Origin of the sequence: Tateyamaria sp. Alg231-49 (genome assembly GCF_900143535.1) — a bacterium.
In the GTDB taxonomy this organism is placed as follows: domain Bacteria; phylum Pseudomonadota; class Alphaproteobacteria; order Rhodobacterales; family Rhodobacteraceae; genus Tateyamaria.
In genome coordinates, this window is sequence record NZ_FRFA01000001.1 from 712,687 (window position 1) to 732,792 (window position 20,106).

The 20,106-nt window shown below is 57.4% G+C and carries 20 protein-coding genes and 1 pseudogene; 10 read left to right on the plus strand and 11 right to left on the minus strand.

Going from position 1 to position 20,106, the window contains the following annotated elements:
* Positions 1-98: 98 nt before the first annotated feature.
* From DHN60_RS03495 to fabD, 5 genes are all read right to left on the minus strand, one after another.
* The gene (locus DHN60_RS03495; protein WP_108835827.1) at positions 99-635 is read right to left on the minus strand and encodes a GNAT family N-acetyltransferase; all 537 of its coding nucleotides are present in this window, start codon (positions 633-635) and stop codon (positions 99-101) included.
* Positions 636-782: 147 nt separating this feature from the next.
* The gene (locus DHN60_RS03500; protein ID WP_108835828.1) at positions 783-1,016 is read right to left on the minus strand and encodes an acyl carrier protein; all 234 of its coding nucleotides are present in this window, start codon (positions 1,014-1,016) and stop codon (positions 783-785) included.
* 181 nt (positions 1,017-1,197) lie between these two features.
* Positions 1,198-1,935, minus strand: a complete 738-nt coding sequence (gene fabG / locus DHN60_RS03505) for a 3-oxoacyl-ACP reductase FabG (protein WP_108835829.1) — start codon at positions 1,933-1,935, stop codon at positions 1,198-1,200.
* 75 nt (positions 1,936-2,010) lie between these two features.
* Positions 2,011-2,454 carry a hypothetical protein gene (locus tag DHN60_RS03510; RefSeq protein WP_108835830.1) on the minus strand — a complete coding sequence of 148 codons (444 nt, stop codon included), beginning with the start codon at positions 2,452-2,454 and terminating at the stop codon, positions 2,011-2,013.
* Entirely contained in the window at positions 2,447-3,379 is a 933-nt protein-coding gene (fabD, locus tag DHN60_RS03515; RefSeq protein WP_108835831.1) for an ACP S-malonyltransferase, read from the minus strand. Before fabD ends, DHN60_RS03510 begins: the two co-directional genes overlap by 8 nt.
* 172 nt (positions 3,380-3,551) lie before the next feature.
* On the opposite strand from fabD, the gene DHN60_RS03520 reads away from it, so the two are divergent.
* Positions 3,552-4,760: a cytochrome b/b6 domain-containing protein gene (locus tag DHN60_RS03520; protein WP_108835832.1), complete on the plus strand. Its 1,209-nt coding sequence runs from the start codon at positions 3,552-3,554 to the stop codon at positions 4,758-4,760.
* 238 nt (positions 4,761-4,998) lie between these two features.
* Here DHN60_RS03520 and DHN60_RS03525 read toward each other — a convergent pair whose 3' ends face one another.
* Together DHN60_RS03525 and DHN60_RS03530 are read right to left on the minus strand one after the other, a co-directional pair.
* Positions 4,999-5,568: a YceI family protein gene (locus tag DHN60_RS03525; protein WP_108835833.1), complete on the minus strand. Its 570-nt coding sequence runs from the start codon at positions 5,566-5,568 to the stop codon at positions 4,999-5,001.
* Positions 5,569-5,708: 140 nt separating this feature from the next.
* On the minus strand, positions 5,709-6,194 hold the full coding sequence (locus DHN60_RS03530) for a hypothetical protein (RefSeq protein WP_108835834.1): 486 nt from the start codon (positions 6,192-6,194) through the stop codon (positions 5,709-5,711).
* A 262-nt stretch (positions 6,195-6,456) separates the two neighbouring features.
* Here DHN60_RS03530 and rpsF point away from each other — a divergent pair, with 262 nt between their 5' ends.
* From rpsF to DHN60_RS03550, 4 genes are all read left to right on the plus strand, one after another.
* A complete protein-coding gene (rpsF, locus tag DHN60_RS03535; protein WP_108835835.1) occupies positions 6,457-6,819 on the plus strand; it encodes a 30S ribosomal protein S6 in 363 nt (120 codons plus the stop codon).
* A 19-nt stretch (positions 6,820-6,838) separates the two neighbouring features.
* On the plus strand, positions 6,839-7,063 hold the full coding sequence (gene rpsR, locus DHN60_RS03540; protein WP_108835836.1) for a 30S ribosomal protein S18: 225 nt from the start codon (positions 6,839-6,841) through the stop codon (positions 7,061-7,063).
* 14 nt (positions 7,064-7,077) lie between these two features.
* On the plus strand, positions 7,078-7,722 hold the full coding sequence (gene rplI, locus DHN60_RS03545) for a 50S ribosomal protein L9 (protein ID WP_108835837.1): 645 nt from the start codon (positions 7,078-7,080) through the stop codon (positions 7,720-7,722).
* A gap of 116 nt (positions 7,723-7,838) precedes the next feature.
* On the plus strand, positions 7,839-8,390 hold the full coding sequence (locus tag DHN60_RS03550) for a DUF4329 domain-containing protein (protein WP_108835838.1): 552 nt from the start codon (positions 7,839-7,841) through the stop codon (positions 8,388-8,390).
* A gap of 51 nt (positions 8,391-8,441) precedes the next feature.
* Here the strand turns inward: DHN60_RS03550 and DHN60_RS03555 are convergent, their stop codons facing one another.
* From DHN60_RS03555 to DHN60_RS03570, 3 genes are all read right to left on the minus strand, one after another.
* On the minus strand, positions 8,442-9,314 hold the full coding sequence (locus DHN60_RS03555) for an endonuclease/exonuclease/phosphatase family protein (protein WP_108835839.1): 873 nt from the start codon (positions 9,312-9,314) through the stop codon (positions 8,442-8,444).
* Positions 9,315-9,559: 245 nt separating this feature from the next.
* A complete protein-coding gene (tig, locus tag DHN60_RS03560; RefSeq protein WP_108835840.1) occupies positions 9,560-10,891 on the minus strand; it encodes a trigger factor in 1,332 nt (443 codons plus the stop codon).
* Positions 10,892-11,515: 624 nt separating this feature from the next.
* Entirely contained in the window at positions 11,516-12,673 is a 1,158-nt protein-coding gene (locus tag DHN60_RS03570) for an alanine--glyoxylate aminotransferase family protein (protein WP_108835842.1), read from the minus strand.
* Between the two features lie 143 nt (positions 12,674-12,816).
* Between DHN60_RS03570 and DHN60_RS03575 the strand changes: the two genes are divergently transcribed.
* The 3 genes from DHN60_RS03575 to DHN60_RS03585 all read left to right on the plus strand — a co-directional run bounded on the left by DHN60_RS03575 (position 12,817) and on the right by DHN60_RS03585 (position 17,186).
* Entirely contained in the window at positions 12,817-15,726 is a 2,910-nt protein-coding gene (locus DHN60_RS03575) for an FAD-binding and (Fe-S)-binding domain-containing protein (protein ID WP_108835843.1), read from the plus strand.
* Between the two features lie 2 nt (positions 15,727-15,728).
* Complete coding sequence (locus DHN60_RS03580) at positions 15,729-16,418, plus strand: GntR family transcriptional regulator (RefSeq protein WP_108835844.1); 690 nt, start codon at positions 15,729-15,731, stop codon at positions 16,416-16,418.
* An 84-nt stretch (positions 16,419-16,502) separates the two neighbouring features.
* A complete protein-coding gene (locus DHN60_RS03585; RefSeq protein ID WP_108835845.1) occupies positions 16,503-17,186 on the plus strand; it encodes a fumarylacetoacetate hydrolase family protein in 684 nt (227 codons plus the stop codon).
* 53 nt (positions 17,187-17,239) lie between these two features.
* On the opposite strand, the gene DHN60_RS03590 is transcribed toward DHN60_RS03585, so the two are convergent.
* Positions 17,240-17,947, minus strand: a complete 708-nt coding sequence (locus tag DHN60_RS03590; RefSeq protein ID WP_108835846.1) for a FadR/GntR family transcriptional regulator — start codon at positions 17,945-17,947, stop codon at positions 17,240-17,242.
* A gap of 173 nt (positions 17,948-18,120) precedes the next feature.
* On the opposite strand from DHN60_RS03590, the gene DHN60_RS03595 reads away from it, so the two are divergent.
* Both DHN60_RS03595 and DHN60_RS03600 read left to right on the plus strand, forming a co-directional pair.
* The gene (locus DHN60_RS03595; protein ID WP_108835847.1) at positions 18,121-19,014 is read left to right on the plus strand and encodes a fumarylacetoacetate hydrolase family protein; all 894 of its coding nucleotides are present in this window, start codon (positions 18,121-18,123) and stop codon (positions 19,012-19,014) included.
* Between the two features lie 133 nt (positions 19,015-19,147).
* Positions 19,148-20,101, plus strand: a pseudogene (locus DHN60_RS03600) (ABC transporter substrate-binding protein).
* The last annotated feature ends 5 nt before the right edge of the window (positions 20,102-20,106 follow it).

Sequence of the window (20,106 nt, forward strand, 5' to 3'; positions counted from 1 at the left end):
ATAGGGCGCGAAAATTTGGTAATGAAGGTTATCCAGAGGCGCCAAATCAATAGGGACAAGCGCCTGCAAGGCGCGCCGATTGACCACGGCTAACACGCTCACACCTGTGGCGGAGACTTGCGCAAAAGCAACTCTACCGGCCCGCCCATGTAATCAGCGCTGCGCATCGGGACATATCCAAGGCGCTGCGCAAGACCCAAAGAAACTTTGTGGACGGGTTCTACCATGCAGGTCAGCGGCCCTGTAATCACCCGGTCAAACCAATCATGTGCGGCCTGCGCAGCCTCCAGACCAATGCCCTTGCCATGCACATCCGGCACCAGCACCCAACCGGCTTCGGGGATGCTGTCAAAGTCCTTCCCCATACCTCGCGCACCATAAAAAAAGCCAACCTGCCCGATCATGCGCTTGGTGCCATGTTCTTCAATGCCCCATTGACCAAAGCCGGTCATTTGCCAATGGCCCGCATTGGCCAGAAATTTCTGCCAGCATAGGTCGCGTGAGCGCGGGGCACCGCCGGTAAAGCGGACAACCTCCGGCATCGCCCAAATCTCTGCAAAACGATCAAAGTCGTCGGGGCGCATCGCGCGCAGCGTAATGCGCGCCGTGTTAATCGTCGGTATATGTCTGCTCATATTGGGTGTCCTGCTCGATCACCGGGCTTTTTATTGAGAGTGCGCGGCACCTCACAAAAATACAACCCACGTTTGAACGCGCGCACAAAAAACGGCGCCCTTTCGCAAGAAAGAGCGCCGTTTTTTTAGGCCCAAAGGCCGTATGTCTTAGGAAGCTTTGGAGATGAAACCCACAGCGTCACCGAATGTCTGGATGGTCTCAGCGGCGTCATCAGGGATTTCGATACCGAACTCTTCTTCGAACGCCATAACCAATTCAACAGTGTCCAGGCTGTCTGCGCCCAGATCGTCGATGAAGGATGCGTTTTCAGACACTTTGTCTTCTTCCACACCAAGATGTTCCACAACGATCTTTTTCACGCGGTCCGCGATGTCGCTCATATGACTGTCCTCATGTCTGCCGGGGCATTGTCTTCGCCCCCAAGTGGGTCCCCTTAAGTCAGGGGCTCTGGTCTTGCCCCCTTGGGGCGGTGAAGCGCATGGCAATTTGCGTGCCAAACGCTGAATTCTGGGCCGCCTATAGCATATCCCGTTAAGATGGCAAGGCGTTACCTGTTAGCGCTCATAACATGGCCATGCCGCCATTCACATGCAAGGTCGTCCCCGTTACATAAGCAGCCTCAGGGCTGGCAAGGTACAAGACAGCAGCAGCGATTTCGCCCGGCTCACCCATACGCCCTGCCGGAATTTGCCCCATGATTCCAGACTTTTGGTCATCCGTCAGCTTGTCGGTCATCGCCGTGGTTATGAAACCGGGGGCCACAGCATTTACTGTGATGCCTCGGCTTGCCACCTCATAGGCCAGAGATTTGGACATTCCGACCATGCCCGCTTTGGATGCAGCATAGTTCGCCTGACCGGGATTACCGGTCGCGCCGACGACCGAACTGATATTCACAATTCTGCCCCAGCGCGCTTTCATCATGCCGCGCATCACACCTTTGCACAGTTTGAAGGTGGCTGTCAGGTTCACATCCAGCACTGATTGCCATTCATCATCCGACATCCGCATGAACAGGTTGTCGCGTGTGATTCCGGCATTGTTGACCAGAATATCCACGGCACCCATCGCCTCGGCGGCCTGTTTGGGCAATGCAGCAACGGCTTCGGCATCGCCAAGGTTGCACGGCAACACATGGGCGCGTTCATGCAATTCGGCGGCAAGTGCCTCAAGCGGTTCTACCCGCGTTCCGCTCAGCCCCACAGTCGCCCCGGCAGCGTGCAACGTGCGCGCAATATCGGCTCCTATGCCGCCCGATGCACCTGTGACCAGCGCGCATTTCCCCGTCAGATCAAACATCTCTCATCCCTCACCTGTTGTCTTGATGCCAGCCCTGCCATGCAGAACCGCCCAGCGCAAGCCAGAGCAATATTCTCAGTGCAGCGCGTCTGTTACATCAATGCTAACGTCCGTGACATTCAGCGACGCATCCTTGGCAATAAACCGATACACTTCACGCGCCCAAACACCCCGCGTCAGACCACGCGCAGAAATTTCCTCGCTAAGACTGCGATACACGCCAGGCAATCCATCCAACGGGCCTAACACCCGCTGGCACAAGGCATTGCCGCCCGGCGCCTCAAACATCTCGAACCCGTCGATAGGCTGAAACAGTGGCACGCCGATACGCACTTCCATCTCGTCTCCATCGATGCGGTAAAGCGCCGTCTGAGGGCCTGCAAAAAACACCGACGCCTTGTCCAGCGCATCATCAAGCCGTTCAAACAGAACCGGTATTAGCTGCATGCGGGTGACCATCGGAATGGTCCGTACAATCCCGCCCATCTGCGCGTGCGCAATCTGGATCAGGTCAGGCATCGCGCGCAGCCACGACGTTGTCGGGCGTGCCCACTGCGCGTGTGGCGACGTCGCGGTCGATCCGACGGATCATTCCGGACAAGGCTTTTCCCGCCCCGATCTCCCAGATCTCGGTGACGCCGTTGCCAGCCATCCACGCGACACTCTCGCGCCAACGCACTGCACCCGTAACCTGATCCACCAACAGCCCGCGCAGAACGGCCGGGTCGTTTTCCCCTGCCGCGCGCACATTGGGAACAACGGTGACCGCAGGCGCCTTCATGTCCACACCTGCCAATGCTTCTTTCATGACCGCAGCCGCCGGTTCCATCATCGCGCAATGAAACGGAGCGGACACGGGCAAAAGCATCGCGCGCTTCGCGCCACGGCCCTTGGCGATCTCACAAGCCCGCTCAACAGCCGCCTTATGGCCCGAAACCACCACCTGCCCCGGATCATTGTCATTCGCCGCCTGACAGACCTCGCCCTGAGCCGCCTCAGTGGCGACCTCGGCCACAGCGGCAAAGTCCAGTCCCAGGACAGCCGCCATCGCGCCCACGCCCACAGGGACGGCCTCTTGCATCGCCTGACCACGGGTGCGCAACAGGCGCGCGGTATCGGCGACACTGAAAACGCCCGCCGCACACAGCGCCGAATACTCGCCCAGACTGTGCCCAGCCACGTAGGCGGCACGGTCAATCCCGACCCCCTCGGCCTCCAAAGCACGGATCGCTGCAATTGAGGTCGCCATCAACGCGGGCTGCGCGTTCTGCGTCAGGGTCAGCGTGTCCTGATCCCCCTCCCAGATCAACGCACTCAGGGTCTCGCCCAAAGCCTCGTCCACCTCTTCAAACACAGCGCGCGACGCCGGATACGCGTCCGCCAACGCCCGACCCATCCCTATTGTCTGTGCGCCCTGTCCCGGAAATACGAATGCGATGCTCATCTGATGCCTCTTCCTGCTCATTTTTCGTGATTTCGGTGTAATCGGCCCACACCGACCAGACAAGCACCCGCTGCACGGACCCTGTGCAAGAATTCGCAGTTGCAGCACGCATAAAGTGCATAACATTGGTGGTCGAAGTGTTTACTCATGGAACCAGCAACGGAGTGTTCCCATGCCGATTACCAACACCGCTGACCATTTTGGGTCTGTGTCCAAGACCTTTCACTGGCTCACTGCCCTTGGGATCATCGTGCTGATGCCGCTCGGTCTCATCGCCAACGGAATGCCCTACGAGACGTCAGAGCAGCTGGCCGACAAGGCGTGGATGTTCTCGCTCCATAAGACAGTTGGTGTGGCTGTCTTCTTTGTCGCACTGGCGCGGATCGTCTGGGCGATCAGCCAACCCAAACCGGGTTTGCTGCACCCGGATCGCAAAATCGAAACACTTGCAGCGGAAACTGTACACTGGCTGCTTTATGGCAGCCTTGTTGTGGTCCCGCTCTCGGGTTGGATTCATCACGCTGCAACAACGGGCTTTGCCCCCATATGGTGGCCTTTCGGACAAAACCTTCCGCTGGTGCCAAAGTCAGAGATCGCAGCGTCAATTTTTGGCGGTGCACACTTTGTACTGACCAAAGTGCTGGCCCTGTCGCTCTTGTTGCACATTGCGGGCGCCCTCAAGCACCACGTGATTGACAAGGATGCCACCCTGCGGCGCATGTGGTTTGGGGCCTCTGCTGCCCCCAAAACCACTGGCACCCACAACCATGCAATGCCTGTTGCCGCCGCCCTGACCTTCTGGGCGATCGCGCTATCGGTCGGGGGCGCATTTGGGGCCTACGCACCCCACGAGACGCCAGGAACGGCGATCGCTTTGGAGGAGGTACAGTCAGACTGGCAAGTGCAGGACGGAACCCTCTCGATTAAAGTGACCCAGTTCGGATCAGAGGTTACAGGTACCTTTGCCGACTGGACTGCCGCAATCAACTTTGATGAAAAGATCGACGATGGCCTCGCAGGCAGCGTCAAAGTGGCAATCTCCATTGGCTCGCTCACATTGGGCTCAGTCACGTCGCAAGCCTTGGGCCCCGATTTCTTCAACGCCAATGATTTCCCTACCGCGTCGTTTGAGGCCGACATCATTGCAGTTGTGGACGGGTACGAGGCGCAAGGCACACTGACGATAAAAGATCAGTCGATGCCCCTCACCCTGCCCTTCGGTCTGTCGGTGAATGACGAAGGCGCCTGGATGACTGGCACCGCCACACTCGACCGGCGCAATTTCAGGATCGGTGACAACATGGCCGACGAATCGAGCCTCGAATTCGCAGTGAAGGTCAAGGTCGAGTTGATGGCGACACGCGCCACAGAAGAAGACTGACGGCTAGAGACAGAGGGCAAGATGCGTTACCAGACACGCCGCCGTGTGGGAACGCCAACGCCAGCTCTTGTTCGACTAAGAATCCAACTGCCAAAGAACACCGCCAGAGCAGCCCAAAAAGGCGGCTCTGAATAGTGTCATGTCGTGCGCCAACGCGTCTTTTCAATCAAAGGCCACACAGAAAAAGGGGCCGCGCATTCGCGCAACCCCCTTAAATCATTTGTCGGTGATGCGTGCTTTACTCGGCAATACCGGCTTCCACGGAAATTTGGACAGCCACTTCGTCGCTGACGAATGGAGCAAAGGCGCCAAGCCCAAAGTCGGAACGCAACAATGTTGTTGTGGCATCAAAGCCAGCCCATGCCTTGCCCGCCTGAGGGTGAGTGCCAACTTGGTTCAGCTGTGCGTCCAGCACCACGGACTTGGTAACATCGTTCATCGTAAGATCGCCAGTGATCATAGCCGTGTCCGCGCCGGTCACTTCGATAGAAGTCGAGGCAAAGGTGATGACATCCGTGTCTGTAGCGCCAAAGAAATCGTCAGACATGAAATGGCCTTCGCGCTTCTCCCAACCGGTGAACATGCTCTTGGTGGGCATAGACACGGTTACGGACGACGCAGACGGGTCGTCCTGATCGAACATGATCTCGCCTTCAAAGCCTGAGAACATGCCGAAGGTGGTCGAAAAACCAAGGTGGTCATAGGAAAAGACGACCTGACTATGGCTGGCGTCTAGTGTGTAGCGCTCGGCCGCCAAGGCCACAGAGGAAGTTGCGGTCAGGGCAGCGGCAAGAAGAATGGATTTCATTTGGGAGGTGCTCCACGAAAGGTTGCTTTACGTGGTGCAGATGTGGCGGTGGTCCCAAGTTCTCGCAATTACGCACGGCTCAACAGAACCTGCGCGCCAGCGAACAGCAATGCGGGCGCATAAAATCGCGCCCTCAGGTGTTAGAGTTTACCCGCGTCACGCAACGCGCCCATCAGGCTGCGGCGCAAGTCGGGATCGCTCATTGCGACTTCGGCGACCAAAGAACCGTCGACAGTCCACAGACGTGCCATGTTGCCATGAACTTCAGCCGGGCCAAGATCGGCAATCGAAATGCGGCTGACCAAGGAACGGTTGCGCCCGCTACCGCGTACAAGGCGGACTTCACGACGCAGTGTGTCGATTTCAAACTCGACTGCCGGCTGGGCACGACCCGCCTGCATGATGGCCAATCCGGCAAATCCGAGGGCTACTGAAACGCCAAGCTTGAACAAGGCAAGGTCAGGCTCAAATCCAGCACCGGGTGCAACCCACACCCCGAAGGCGGCAAGAACCAGTGCGACGCCACCAAGGCTTTGCGCCCCACGTGTCAGCCAACGCTCACCACCGATCATGCGGGGCGCCTCTGGCACGCCTGTCGTGGTCGAGATATCTGTGATGGCAGTCATAGCGTCGTCTCCCGGTATCTTTGTTTTCCAACGTTAACGGGTCAATCTGGACCAAAATGCGGCACCCGTTTGGTTATGCTGGGACAGCGCGCCACATCGCGGCCACAAACGGTGCGTGCACTTCTCTCTTGCCATGGCGCCGCGCCGCTCCTATACGGCGCTGTCCCTGCAAATACCTTTTGCCGCGCAGCCTCTCGTGAGCGATCCGCAGGGTTAATTGATCGCTCTTTGAAATGCGCCTTGAAACAAGTGGAGTACGTCCATGCCTCTGTATGAGCATGTGATGATCGCCCGTCAGGACCTGTCCAACACACAGGCCGAAGGGCTCATCGAACATTTTGGAACTGTCCTGTCGGACAATGGTGGCACCCTCGTTGATAACGAATACTGGGGCGTCAAAACCATGGCCTACAAGATCAACAAGAACCGCAAAGGCCACTACGCCTTTCTGCGCACCGATGCGCCTGCCCCTGCTGTGCAGGAAATGGAACGCCTGATGCGCCTGCATGACGACGTCATGCGCGTTCTGACGATCAAAGTGGATGAGCATAAAGAAGGCCCATCCGTTCAAATGCAAAAGCGTGACGAGCGCGAAGGCCGCGGCGAACGCCGTGAACGCCGCTAACCAGAAAGGGAGCTAAACCATGGCCACGAAACCATTTTTCCGCCGCCGCAAAGTCTGCCCCTTCTCGGGCGACAACGCACCTGCGATCGACTACAAAGACACACGTCTGCTGCAACGCTACATCTCTGAGCGTGGCAAGATCGTTCCATCCCGCATCACCGCCGTCTCGGCCAAGAAGCAACGCGAACTGGCCCGTGCCATCAAACGCGCCCGCTTCCTCGCCCTGCTGCCATACGCCGTCTAAAAAGGAGAAAGCACATGCAAGTCATCCTTCTTGAACGCGTTGCCAAACTGGGTCAGATGGGCGACGTCGTCGACGTCAAATCCGGCTACGCCCGCAACTTCCTGTTGCCTCAGAAAAAGGCGCTGACCGCGTCGCAGGCCAACATCGCGCATTTTGAAACGCAAAAAGCGCAGCTTGAGGCGAACAACCTCGAGACCAAAGCCGAAGCCGAAGCACTGGGTGCCAAACTGAATGGCCAACAGTTCGTCGTGATTCGTCAGGCGTCTGACGGCGGCAACCTCTATGGGTCCGTCACCACACGGGACGTGGCCGATGTTGCCACTGCCGAAGGTTTCACAGTGGATCGCAAACAGGTCGTCATCCCTACTCCGATCAAGGAACTGGGCCTGCACGACGTCGACGTGGTCCTGCACCCTGAAGTCAGCGCAACCGTTCAGCTGAACGTTGCCCGCTCGGCTGAAGAAGCTGAACTGCAAGCCTCCGGGAAATCGATCCAGGAACTGGCCGCCGAAGAAGAGGCAGCAGCCGAATTCGAAATCCAGGAATTGTTCGACGACATCGGCGCTGCGGCGTCCGAAGACGACGAACTGGCAGAATCTGCTGGCGTTGCGCCTGTCGATACGCCCGAAGGCGAACCTTCGGACGAGACACAGCCGTAAGCAGCCTCGTAGAAAATCAAGTCAACGCCGCGTCCTTCATCAGAGGGGCGCGGCTTTTTCTTGCGGGCTTGAGCAGTCGAATTGACACCGCGCGGCGCTCCCGGCAAAGGTGCGCCATGCGCGCTGTACCCCTTGTCCTCTCATTTGCCCTGTCCGCTTGCGTTGTTGAAGACGTCGCCTCGGTTGATATGGCACCGCGCGCGGTGGCACAGAACCAGACTGAAATCGCTTTCACCAGCCGCCTGTTCAACGACATCCAAGGACCGTCCATTGCCGAAGACCGCGAATACTGCGGCCTACTGGGCATTGATGATGCGGGCAACTACGTGGCGACCGAACCGCGGCGTGGCCGCACTGCAACCTGCCTGCCTCCGGACCCGGCTTTTGCCAATTTCACTGTGCTCGCCTCCTATCACACACATGGGTCGTTCAATACGGAGTATTTCAACGAAATCCCCTCCTTTGATGATATGCGCACCGATATCGAGGATGGCACCGACGGCTATATCGCCACCCCTGGCGGGCGGATGTGGTACATTGATGCCCGCGCGCAGGTCGCACGCCAGATCTGCGGATTGAACTGCCTGATCCCGGACCCCAAACACCGCGATGACCCTGATTTTCCGGTGCAGCCAACCTATACATTGGATGACTTGCGGGACTTCTAGGCGTCTTTTTCAGCGTTAATTCTTCAGTGAGCCAGTCCCTCGGTGTCACCACTATGGGAGTGCGACATCCGCCACAAAGCCTCGGTGGTTTGACCCAAGATCTTTCCCGAAATACTCAATACGCACAACACGAGCCCCATTCTTGACCAAGACATGATCCAAAGGGACGCCGTAGTCGCCTGCACCTGCTGGCCACGTCCCTTTCGGTGCGCGCAGCGTTCGCATTTCGGTTTTGGACAACAGTTGCAACATGGGACGGCTCCACGGTGCTGCGTTAAAGTCTCCGACCACCACGGAAGGTCCGGAAAGCCAGTTGTATTGCGCGATCAACTTTTGCACCTCGGACTCCGCAATGCCTGACAGCCATGGTTTTGACAGGTGGCTTGCTGCCAGAAAGAAGGATGTACCATTGTGCAACTCAAGCTCGGCAACCGCATAACGATCATCCCAGACGGGGTTCAGTGTCAGGGTCCAAAACCGCTTTGGCCGCACCTTGGATGCCACCAGCAGCTCGCATTTCTGTTCTGAGCAGGGCGACAAGAATAGGTAGTGATCCCTTAAGGGCGCAAGATTATCCGCAACCGACAGGCTTTCTGCAAAGACGATGACATCCGGATCAAAACTCAGCGCCGTTTCAATCATCCGGGCACCGTTTTCTTCGTTGTCGGCAAGCGCATTCAGAAAGAGAATTCTGACAGTTGCCGTTTTTTGAGGCGCAAGCTGCAGGCTGATTTTTTGATGAGCCGCAAATTGCTGTCCAAAAGAGGCGAGCGCAAGCAAAGCCAGCGTGCCTCCTATACGGCGCATGCCAAGACAAGTCGCCAAAAGAGAGCAGACAAAGGACACCAAAAGGATCAGAGGAGAGAGTGAATCAAACACCCGCGCCACAGGGCCAAACGCGCTTTCACTTGGAACAAACCGCATCAATGCGCCAACAGACACGAGGACGAGTGCACAGGTTGCGAACGCAGCAGCCGTTTGTAATTTCCGGGTTTTAGGCTGCTCGCTCACACGCAACTCACTTGAATTAACTCAGTCTGTTCATGTCAGGCAATGAACCCTGTCATGACGCGAGAATGCGGTCAAAGCCAGCGTGAGCCAAGCATTTCAACAAAAAGGGGGCCGCACCTATCAGGCGCGGCCCCTTCAAAATCAGTTTATCGCAGCGATCACTCGTCTTCGAGCGCTTCAACAGCGGCCTTCAGATCGTCTGCAGACACTTCCTTGTCCGTCACAGACGCGTTTTCAACGATGTGATCGATAACCTTGTCTTCAAACAAAGGCGCACGCAGTTGCTGTTGCATCTGCTGGTTTTGTTGCACGAATTCAAAGAACTGGCGTTCCTGTCCGGGATACTGACGCGCTTGCGTCATGATCGCCTGGCTCATCTCGGCATCCGTCACTTCAACTTCGGCCTTTTGACCCAGCTCGGCCAGCAACAGGCCAAGACGCACACGACGCTCCGCCAGGGTTTTATGCTCATCCGTTGTTTCGATCTCGGGGTGGTCGTGCCCTTCGACGTCTGGGTTATCCTCGTGCCACAGCTGGTGCGCGATCTGCTTGGCCTCGGCTTCGACAAGGCTCGGGGGCAGTTCAAAGCTAACGGCTGTGTCCAGTTGGTCCAACAGGCCCCGCTTCATCACGGCGCGCGCCGCGCCAGCATATTCGCCTTCCAGCTGCTCTGCGATGCGGGTTTTGAGCGTGGCGAGATCGTCGGCACCGAACTTCGTGGCCAACTCGTCGTCAATCTCAGCGGCAACCGGCTCTTTGACTTCCTTGACGGAACAGTCAAACACAGCCTCTTTTCCAGCAAGGTGCTCAGCCTGATAATCGTCAGGGAAAGAAACGGTTACAGCCTTTTCTTCATCTGCTTTGACGCCAACAAGTTGCACTTCAAAACCGGGGATGAACTGACCAGATCCCAGAACAAGCGCGTGCCCTTCGGCAGAGCCACCCTCGAACACTTCTCCGTCAACCTTGCCAACAAAGTCGAACACAACCTGATCGCCGTCTTTGGCCTTGGAGCCTTTCTTGCGGTCTTTGAAATTCTGCGCGTTCTCGGCAAGCGACGTCAGGGTCTCATCGATGGCTGCGTCCTCAGCCTTGACCACCAGACGCTCCAGCTTGAGCGCGGCCATGTCGACCTCGGGAATGGCTGGAAGGGCTTCGTAGGACATCTCGACATTTACGTCGTCGCCCTCTTTCCAGTCCTCGTTTGTCATTTTGACTTCGGGCTGCATCGCAGGACGGTCGCCTGAGGCCTCGAAATGCTCGGACATGGCACCATCAATGCTTTCTTGCATGACTTCGCCCATCAGGCGCTGGCCAAACTGCTTTTTCAGCAACGCCATAGGCACTTTGCCCTTGCGAAAGCCTTTCATTTCAACGCCGGGCTGTGCCTCGACCAGCTTTTCGTTGACTTTCTCGTCGAGTTCGGCGGCGGTCACGGTGATGGCGTAACCGCGTTTCAGACCTTCGTTCAGCGTCTCGGTGACCTGCATGTGTGCTCCCATAGCAAAAAGGCCCCAGCATAAGGGGCACATCGAAATTTCGCGCCCTTCTATGCAGCGCGCGCCGCACGTGCAAGGGGATAGGCAGCAAAGGCAAAAAAAGGCTGAAAGAATTGAAGCACGTCTAAGTCCCTTTCACTCGCTATGGCTGCGTGCCGCCACCAGTCTCCATAGCATGCCGGAGCGCCAATTCTCTCATGGCATCATCAAGGCCAGATATGAACCTACCCCCCCCTTCGCGCCTCTGGCGCGTAAACCCATCTCTGCATCCGGTCGCACGCCAGCGGTACTGTGCCCAAAATGCGCACGCCGCCAGTACGGCAGGCAGTCACCGCTTTGAGGCAACGCGTGCTTCACAACCAACTTGGGGTGAGACTGGTCCTTTATTCTTTGCTGATCGGATCAGTGCTGTCAGTGTTCTCCACAGGCCTGCAACTGCTGCTCAGCCATCAACACCAAAGGACCGAGGACTTGCATGTGGTGATTCAGGTCGACAAGGCGATAGCACAGTCCCTAGAGGTCGCGTTGCGGCGATAGGAACAGTCCAAAGCGCGCAGCCACACACTTCTGGGTTTGGGGAAAGTTTCCCGTGTTTCATAGCTCTGCGGGCGCCTCTTAACTCAGATGCGCCATGGCCTCCTGCACGCCGCCGGTCTCATGGGGTACGTTTGCACGGCTCAACCCCATTTCGACCCCCGCAAGCGTGCCAATCAGCATCAGGTCGTTGAAATCACCAAGATGGCCGATGCGGAACACCTTGTCCGCCACTTTGGACAGCCCGTTGCCCAACGATATGTCGTAGTGTTCAAGCGTCGTTGCGCGAAAGGCGTCTGCGCTATGGCCATCAGGCAGCTTCACGGCTGTCAGCACGCCGCTTTCCTGACCTTGTGTGGCGCATAGCACCTCAAGCCCCCATTTGCGCACAGCGGCACGTGCCGCAACACCGTGGCGGGCGTGCCGGGCAAAGACATTATCCAGCCCCTCTTCGTGCAACATGTCGATGGCTTCGTTTAGCCCATAAAGAAGGTTGGTCCCCGGTGTGTATGGAAAATACCCGGTCTTGTTTGGACCAACCATATCTGCCCAATCCCAGTACGAGCGTTGCAGACCCGCCGATTTGTTGGCCGCCATCGCCTTGGCGCTTGCCGCGTTGAACGACAGGCCAGGCGGCAGCATCAGCCCCTTTTGCGAACCTGACACCGTGACATCCACCCCCCACCCGTCGTGGCGATAGTCCAAAGAAGCCAAACCCGAAATCGTGTCGACCATCAGGAGGGCGGGATGCTGCACGTTGTCTAGTGCCTTGCGCACTTCGGCAATCGGCGAAACGGACCCTGTCGACGTTTCGTTGTGCACGACGCAGACAGCTTTGATCTTGTGTTCTTTGTCCTCAGCAAGGCGCGCCTCGATCCGCTCAGGATCAGCGCCGCCGCGCCAATCACCTGCGATCAGTTCAGCATTGAGGCCAAGTTTACTGGCCAGTTTACACCAAAGGGTCGAGAAATGCCCTGTTTCATACATCAGGACATGATTGCCGGGCGACAGCGTGTTGACCAACGCCGCTTCCCACGCGCCGGTGCCCGAGGATGGATAGATGAACACGTGGCTTTCCGTTTTGAAGATCGACTTCATCCCCTCAAGTGCGCGCAGACCAACCTTGGCAAAATCCGGCCCCCGGTGGTCAATGGTTTGCTGACCAATGGCGCTCAGAATGCGGTCAGGCACAGCACTGGGTCCGGGAATTTGCAGGAAGTGGCGGCCAGCTTTTCTCATGATTTGGGGTCTCGCGATCAGGTGTTTCGGGTGCATACAGGGCAGCATTTGTGCCCAGCAGGTGCGTTTTCGATTGTCGCAACGTAATTTTGAATTCATAATTAAGTCAAACGAAAAGAAACGCCAAACTCACAGGTTCAGCCATGCAAGATCTCTTTGATGCACTGAAAAAACGCGTTGAAGGCGACGTCATGTTCGACAGTTTTTCGCGCGGGCGCTATGCGACGGATGCGTCGTTGTATCAGATGATGCCAATCGGCGTGATGTCTCCGAAATCCGAAGATGACATATCTGCGGCCCTCGATATCGCAGCCGAACAGAGCGTTCCCTTGCTGGCGCGCGGCGGCGGGACATCGCAATGCGGTCAGACGGTCAACACCGCGCTGGTTCTGGATAATACGCAGTATTTCAATGACATTCTGGAGCTTGATGTCGAGGGGATGCGCTGTGTCGTCCGCCCTGGCATTGTGCTGGATGACTTGAACCGTGCGCTCAAACCCCACGGGCTGTGGTTTCCTGTCGATGTCTCGACCGCCTCGCGCGCGACGATTGGCGGTATGACCGCAAACAATTCCTGCGGCGGCAAATCGCTGCGCTATGGCATGATGCGCGACAATGTTCTGTCGATCAAAGCGTTTCTGGCGGACGGCAGTCAGCACCGGTTTGGTCCCGTAGACCCGGGCTCGCCTGCAAGCTTCAAATCCCTGCAAGACGACCTGCTCGCGCTTGGCACGCGTGAGGCCGCCGAAATCGATGCCCGGTTTCCCAATGTGATGCGCCGCGTGGGTGGCTACAACATTGATGCACTCGTCCCCAAGGACACGCCCAACAATCTTTCCCATCTTCTGGTCGGATCAGAAGGCACGCTGGCCTATTCCACCGCGATTGAGTTGAAGCTGTGGCCTATCCTGTCGGAAAAAGTGCTCGGGGTGTGCCACTTCCCTACCTTTCATCAGGCGATGGATGCGGCACAGCATCTGGTCAAACTGAACCCCCAAGGGGTCGAGTTGGTGGACGCCACGATGATCGCACTGGCCCGCGACATTCCCATGTTCCGGGAAACGATCGAAGCCGTTGTCACAGGCAAGCCCGACGCCCTTCTGCTAGTCGAGTTTGCTGAGGAAGACACCAGCACGCACCCCCAAAAGCTGAAGGACCTAGAAGACCTCGTTGGCGACCTCGGGTTTGCATGGGACAAAACGGGAAAAAAATGGGGTGGCGTAACTGCGGTGCCCGATCCCAAGATGCAGGCGCGCATCGCGGACCTGCGCAGTTCCGGCCTGAACATCATGATGTCGATGAAGGCGGATGGGAAACCGGTGTCCTTTGTCGAGGATTGCGCAGTTGAACTACCGGACTTGGCCGCCTACACCGCTGGCCTGACGGAGATCTTTGAAAAACATGGCACGCGCGGCACGTGGTACGCGCATGCCTCGGTCGGGTGCCTGCATGTGCGCCCGGTATTGAACCTGAAGCTCGATCAAGACGTCAAAAAGATGCGCGCCATTGCCGAAGAATGCTTTGATCTGGTCGCAGCCTACAAGGGGTCCCATTCGGGCGAACATGGCGATGGCCTCGTCCGCTCAGAATTCCATGAAAAGATGTTTGGCCCGCGCATGGTGGCGAATTTTGCCGAGGTAAAACAGCGCTTTGATCCGAATGGTTTGTTCAATCCCGGCAAAATCGTGAACCCGCCCAAAATGGATGACCGGTCGCTGTTTCGCTACAGCCCGGACTACGCCGTTCCCGCGTTTGAAACCGGGTTGGACTGGTCCGAATGGACGGGCAGTGGCGGTGGATTTCAGGGTGCCGTCGAGATGTGCAACAACAACGGGGCGTGCCGCAAGCTGAAGGGCGGCGTGATGTGCCCGTCCTTTCGTGTGACCCGCAAGGAACAGGACCTCACGCGCGGCCGTGCAAACAGCCTGCGACTGGCGATCTCGGGCCAGCTTGGGCCAGACGCGCTGACCTCTGAGCAGATGGCTGAGACGATGAAACTGTGCGTGTCGTGCAAGGGGTGCAAGCGCGAATGCCCAACCGGCGTTGATATGGCCCGTATGAAGATTGAGGTGCAGGCCGCACGCAACGCCAAAAACGGGCTGAGCCTGCACGACCGGCTGGTCGCATACCTTCCCCACTATGCCAGCTGGGCGGCGCGGGTGCCATTTCTGATGAACCTGCGCAATAGCGTGCCGGGACTTGCCAAGGTGACGGAAAAGCTCACTGGTTTTACAGCCACGCGCGATTTGCCCGAATGGCATGCGCGCCCCTTTCGCGACAGCGAAGTGGATGCGAGCGATACGCCGGGGGCGGTCCTATTTGCGGACACCTTCAACCGTCACTTTGAGCCCGAGAATCTGCGCGCCGCCGCCAAGGTTTTAAAGGCCGCCGGTGTCCCGCTGGCCGTGGCCAAAGCCCCCGCAGGCGAGCGCCCTTTGTGTTGTGGGCGTACATTCCTGTCCGCTGGCCTAATTGAGGAGGCGAAGGTTGAGGCCCAGCGCCTTGTCACAGCCTTCCTGCCCTATGCCCGGCAAGGTATCCCGATCATTGGACTTGAACCCAGTTGCCTGCTGACCCTGCGCGATGAAATACCCGCTCTTTTGCCCGGCCCGGACACTGAACTGCTGTCCAGATATGCGGTGATGTTGGAAGAGTTTATTGCGGATCAGGAGGACAACCCAGATTTCGTTTTGCCCTTAACCTCCCCTGCCCCCAAGGTGCTGCTGCATGGCCATTGCCACCAAAAGGCTCTGGGGGTGATGTCCTCAATTGAAAGAACCCTTGCCCAACTCCCTGATACAGAAATTGAGGTGGTCGAAACCAGCTGTTGTGGCATGGCCGGCGCGTTTGGTTATGGTGTCGAAACCCACGGAGTGTCGCGCAAGATGGCGGAACTTGATCTGGTCCCGGCCGTAAACGCCGCCCACACAGACACCTTGATTGTGGCCGATGGCACGTCGTGCCGTCATCAGGTGGCTGACCTGACCGACAGAAAACCCATTCACATCGCACGTTTGCTGGAACAAGCCTTGATCGAACGAGAAGGAAGTTGAGCGTGGACACATCACAGACGATCGTGCGCAAATCGCTTCACCATGAACTGGTGGATCGGTTGCAAACCCTTATCCTCAATTCCGAATTGAAACCGGGCACCAAAGTCCCCGAAAAGCAACTTTGCGATCAGTTCGGCGTGTCCCGCACTCCCCTGCGCGAAGCGCTGAAGGTACTGGCCACGTATGGCCTTGTCCGGTTGGAACCCAACCGTGGGGCGTGGGTGACCCAAGTCACCGAAGCAGAGGTCGAAGAGGTGTTTCCCGTCCTTGGCGCGCTTGAGGCGTTATCGGGTGAATTGGCCTGTGCGCGCATCACCGATGCGGAAATCGAAGAGGTGCGCGCGCTGCACGCGCAGATGGTCCAAAGCTATCAGAACCGGGATCTTGATGCATATTTCATCGTCAACCAACAGATCCACCGCGCCATCCTGATGGCTGCGCGCAATGGGACGCTAACGACTTCATGCGAAGCGCTTTCCCTCAGGATGCAGAGGGCACGGTATCTGGCCAACATGTCAGAAAGCCGCTGGTCTGACGCCGTGCAGGAACATGAGAAAATCCTGCACCACCTAGCCGCACGGGATGGCGCCAAGCTTGCCGAAACACTGCTGCATCATATGGATGCCAAGCGTGCATCGGTGATCAAGTGGCTGCAATCTCAGCGGGACGATAGTCCGTCAGGGTTGGCTTGAGCGAACCAATTCTCTCATTGGTCAGATTGATCTCTCAGTGCCCAACCCTTATGCCATGCGGAACCCAAAACACGGAGCTGCCCAATGTCTGACTACGTTATTCCTGCACCATACATCACGTCGATCCCTGTTGCTTCGGGTGGCGCGTTCCCGGTGCGCCGTGTCTATTGCATTGGGCGCAACTATGCCGCTCACGCCATTGAAATGGGTCACGATCCTGATCGTGAACCGCCGTTCTTTTTCCAGAAGAACCCCAACAATCTCGACACCACGGGTGACTTCCCCTACCCGCCCCACACATCCGACGTGCATCACGAAGCAGAATTGACAGTTGTGCTGAAATCCGGCGGCAAGAACATCCCCGTCGAAAGCGCGATGGATCATGTCTATGGCTACGCGTTGTCGCTGGACATGACGCGTCGCGACCTGCAAGGCGAGATGAAGAAAGCAGGCCGTCCGTGGGAAATTGGCAAGGCGTTTGAACGTTCTGCCCCGATTGGTCCGATCCACACTGTCGAAGAAGTCGGTCATCTGGATGAAGGCGCCGTCACCCTCAAAGTGAATGGTGAGTTGCGTCAGGAAGGTGACCTGAACCAATTGATCTGGAAGACTCCAGAAATGATTTCCTACCTGTCAGAGTACTTCGAGCTGGCCGCAGGTGACGTTATCATGACCGGAACGCCATCAGGCGTCGGCCCGGTGGTCAAAGGCGATGTGATGGAGGTGGAAATCCCACCCCTTGGGACGCTGACAGTTACGGTCACCTAAAAGGTTATCCCTGCTTCGCGATATCGAGGCGTCCTGTTTAGGGCGCCTTTTCTTTAGCTGTCTTTTATTGTGGCCCGCACATCCCCAGCGGTTTCATCCATGCTCGGCAGGATCCGACCATAAACCGAATGAAGATGCTGTTTCATGCAATGAGCAGCAAAATCGCGGTCTTTTCCCTCGATAGCCTGCTTGATCTGATCGTGCTCCAAAAAGCTGGAATAGTTTTTATCAGGCTTGGACGTCTTTCGCGGTTGCCCCCAAACCATTGAACGGCGAACAACGTTGAGCGTCTCAAAATAGTAAAGGAACAGCTTGTTCTTTGCGCTGCGGGCAATCGCATGGTGAAATTTGTTGTCCCACGCTTCGTAACTGCGCCAGTCCGGCGCTTCGCGACACCGTGAAGCACAGGCATGTATTTCTTCGCGGTCTGCTGGTGTGCTGTGCATGGCGGCCAGACGCGCCAGTTCAGGTTCGATGACAAGGCGCACAGAGGCGACATGCGGTGGTGTCACCTGATCCCGCAGATACAGCACGTCGTCGAGGTTCAGCACCGGACGTTCCCCCACAAACGTCCCACGCCCCACATGCCGCCAGATCAGGCCCCGCGACTCAAGCCGTGCCAAGGCACCACGCAATTGGTTGCGCGTGACATTAAGCTTGGTGCACATCTCCCGCTCTGGCGGCAAACGATCATTGTGCGCATAGCCCTCAGACGCAATCGTATCCCGAATGCGCTGCACGAGAATCTCAGTTTTTGGCATGGTGACCCACCCAATCAGTGAATTGGTTGGTTGATTTCACGAGCTGAACGCTCCTTTGTCAAGGGAGGGAGAGCGTAGATAGCAGCATGCTGTGAAGCTGGGTCAGCAATGACCGCGCGCTACACATCTTAGAAAAAGGCTGCCTCCGGACGCGCTTGATGGGAGGAGACTGTATGAAACTTGCGACACTTTCGGTGGGGGGTGAGCCTCATGCTGCGGTACAGCTTGCGAATGGCAGCTGGCTTAATATCGCCGCCACAGGAACGTCCTTTGACAGTCTTCAAAGCATTATCGAGACAGGCGACGCTGCGATATCCGCGTTGCAAAACCTGGTGTCTCAGGCGGACGCAGGCCAACATGCCGATGCGGTGATCGCCGACCCCACACTGCTCGCGCCCACTCCGCAGCCCCGCAAAAATGTGTTTTGCGTCGGGCGCAACTATGCCGAACACATCGCCGAAGGTGACCGCGCTCAAAAGCAGAATGTCGGGGTCACTGAGCACCCTGTCTACTTCACCAAACCACCGACCTCGATTGTATCGCCGGGCGGCGACATTCTGGTGTTCCCGCAAGTCTCAACATCGATCGACTATGAGGTCGAGTTGGCCGTAATCATTGGCAAACCGGGGCGCAACATTCCCAAAGAGGCCGCATACGAGCATATCTTTGGATACACAATTTTGAACGACGTGACGGCCCGTGACGTGCAACGTCGCCATGGCGGACAGTATTTTAAGGGCAAAGGGTTTGATGGCTCTTGTCCACTTGGCCCATGGATCGTGACTGCGGACGCCATCAGCGATCCACACAACCTGTCCATCAGTCTGACCGTCAATGGCGAACAACGCCAGAACGGCAGCACCTCTGATATGATTTTCGATATTCCAACGCTCATCGCGTCCCTGTCACAGGGGATGACATTGGAACCCGGTGACATCATCGCCACCGGCACGCCATCCGGCGTGGGATACGCGATGGATCCCCCCCGTTTTTTGACAGACGGCGACACCGTCGTCTGCACGATCTCGGAAATCGGGGAGTTGAGGAACTCTGTCCGCAACGCCTGATCCAGGCGGGGCAACAAGAACAGAGACCTCGACACAAAATTAACCAAGGAGGAGACACAAAATGACAACCAGAAGAACATTTACCAAGCTCTTGGCTGCGATCCCGGTCGCAGGCCTTTTGAGCACCGGTGCCATGGCGCAAAACCTACGGGACATCACGTTTGTGCAGCCCAGCCCATCGGCCATCAACTCTTTCCCGGTGTTCGTGGCCATTGGCGAAGGTTTCTTTGCCGACGAAGGCTTGAACGTCACGGTCGAAGCCATCAACGGCTCTGGTGCCGTTATTCAGGCTCTGTCCGCAGGCCAAGCTCAGTTCGGTCGCCCCGGCCCCGGCCCGATCATCGCGGCACGTTCGCGCGGTGTTTAAGTCGTCCACATCTATAACGTGGCCGCTCGTTCCAACTTTGGCATCGCAGTGCAGGAGGGTTCTGACATTCAGGACATCGAAGGCCTGCGCGGTAAGGTGATCGGCACGGGTACAGCAGACGGCGCGGAAGTGGGTTTTGCCCGCAACGTGATGTCGAGCGCTGGTATGACCGCAGGCACAGACTTTGAGTTTCTGACGGTCGGCGACGGTGGTCCGGCAACAGCGGCCTTCCTGAACAACGAGATCGTCGCATACTCGGCGTCTACTGCGGACACAGCCATTCTAAACCAGCGCGGCATGGCTGTGCGTGACATCACGCCTGCTGAGTTTGGCCGCTTCTTTGGCAACGGCATTGCGACAATGGCCGACACCATCGCCAATGACCGTGAACTGGTCGAAGCATGGAGCCGTGCGTTCGCCAAAGGCCACGCCTTTGCACTGGACGATGCCAACCGCGAAGCTGTTCTGAAGCACCTTGCTGACGGCAACCCGCAAGAAGGCGAAGACAAAGAGTTCCAGTCGGCTCTGTTTGACGCTGTGCGTTCCAAGACCATCTCGACAAGCCCTGAAAACGGTCTGGGCTGGTACCCTGCCGAGGTTTGGGCCGAATGGCAGGACGCGTTGGTCACCGGTGGTGAAATCGCGGCTCCGCTTGATGATCTGAGCGCGGCGTGGACCAATGAGTTCGCCGCAATCGGCAAAGCGGCCGCCAGCGAATGACATCT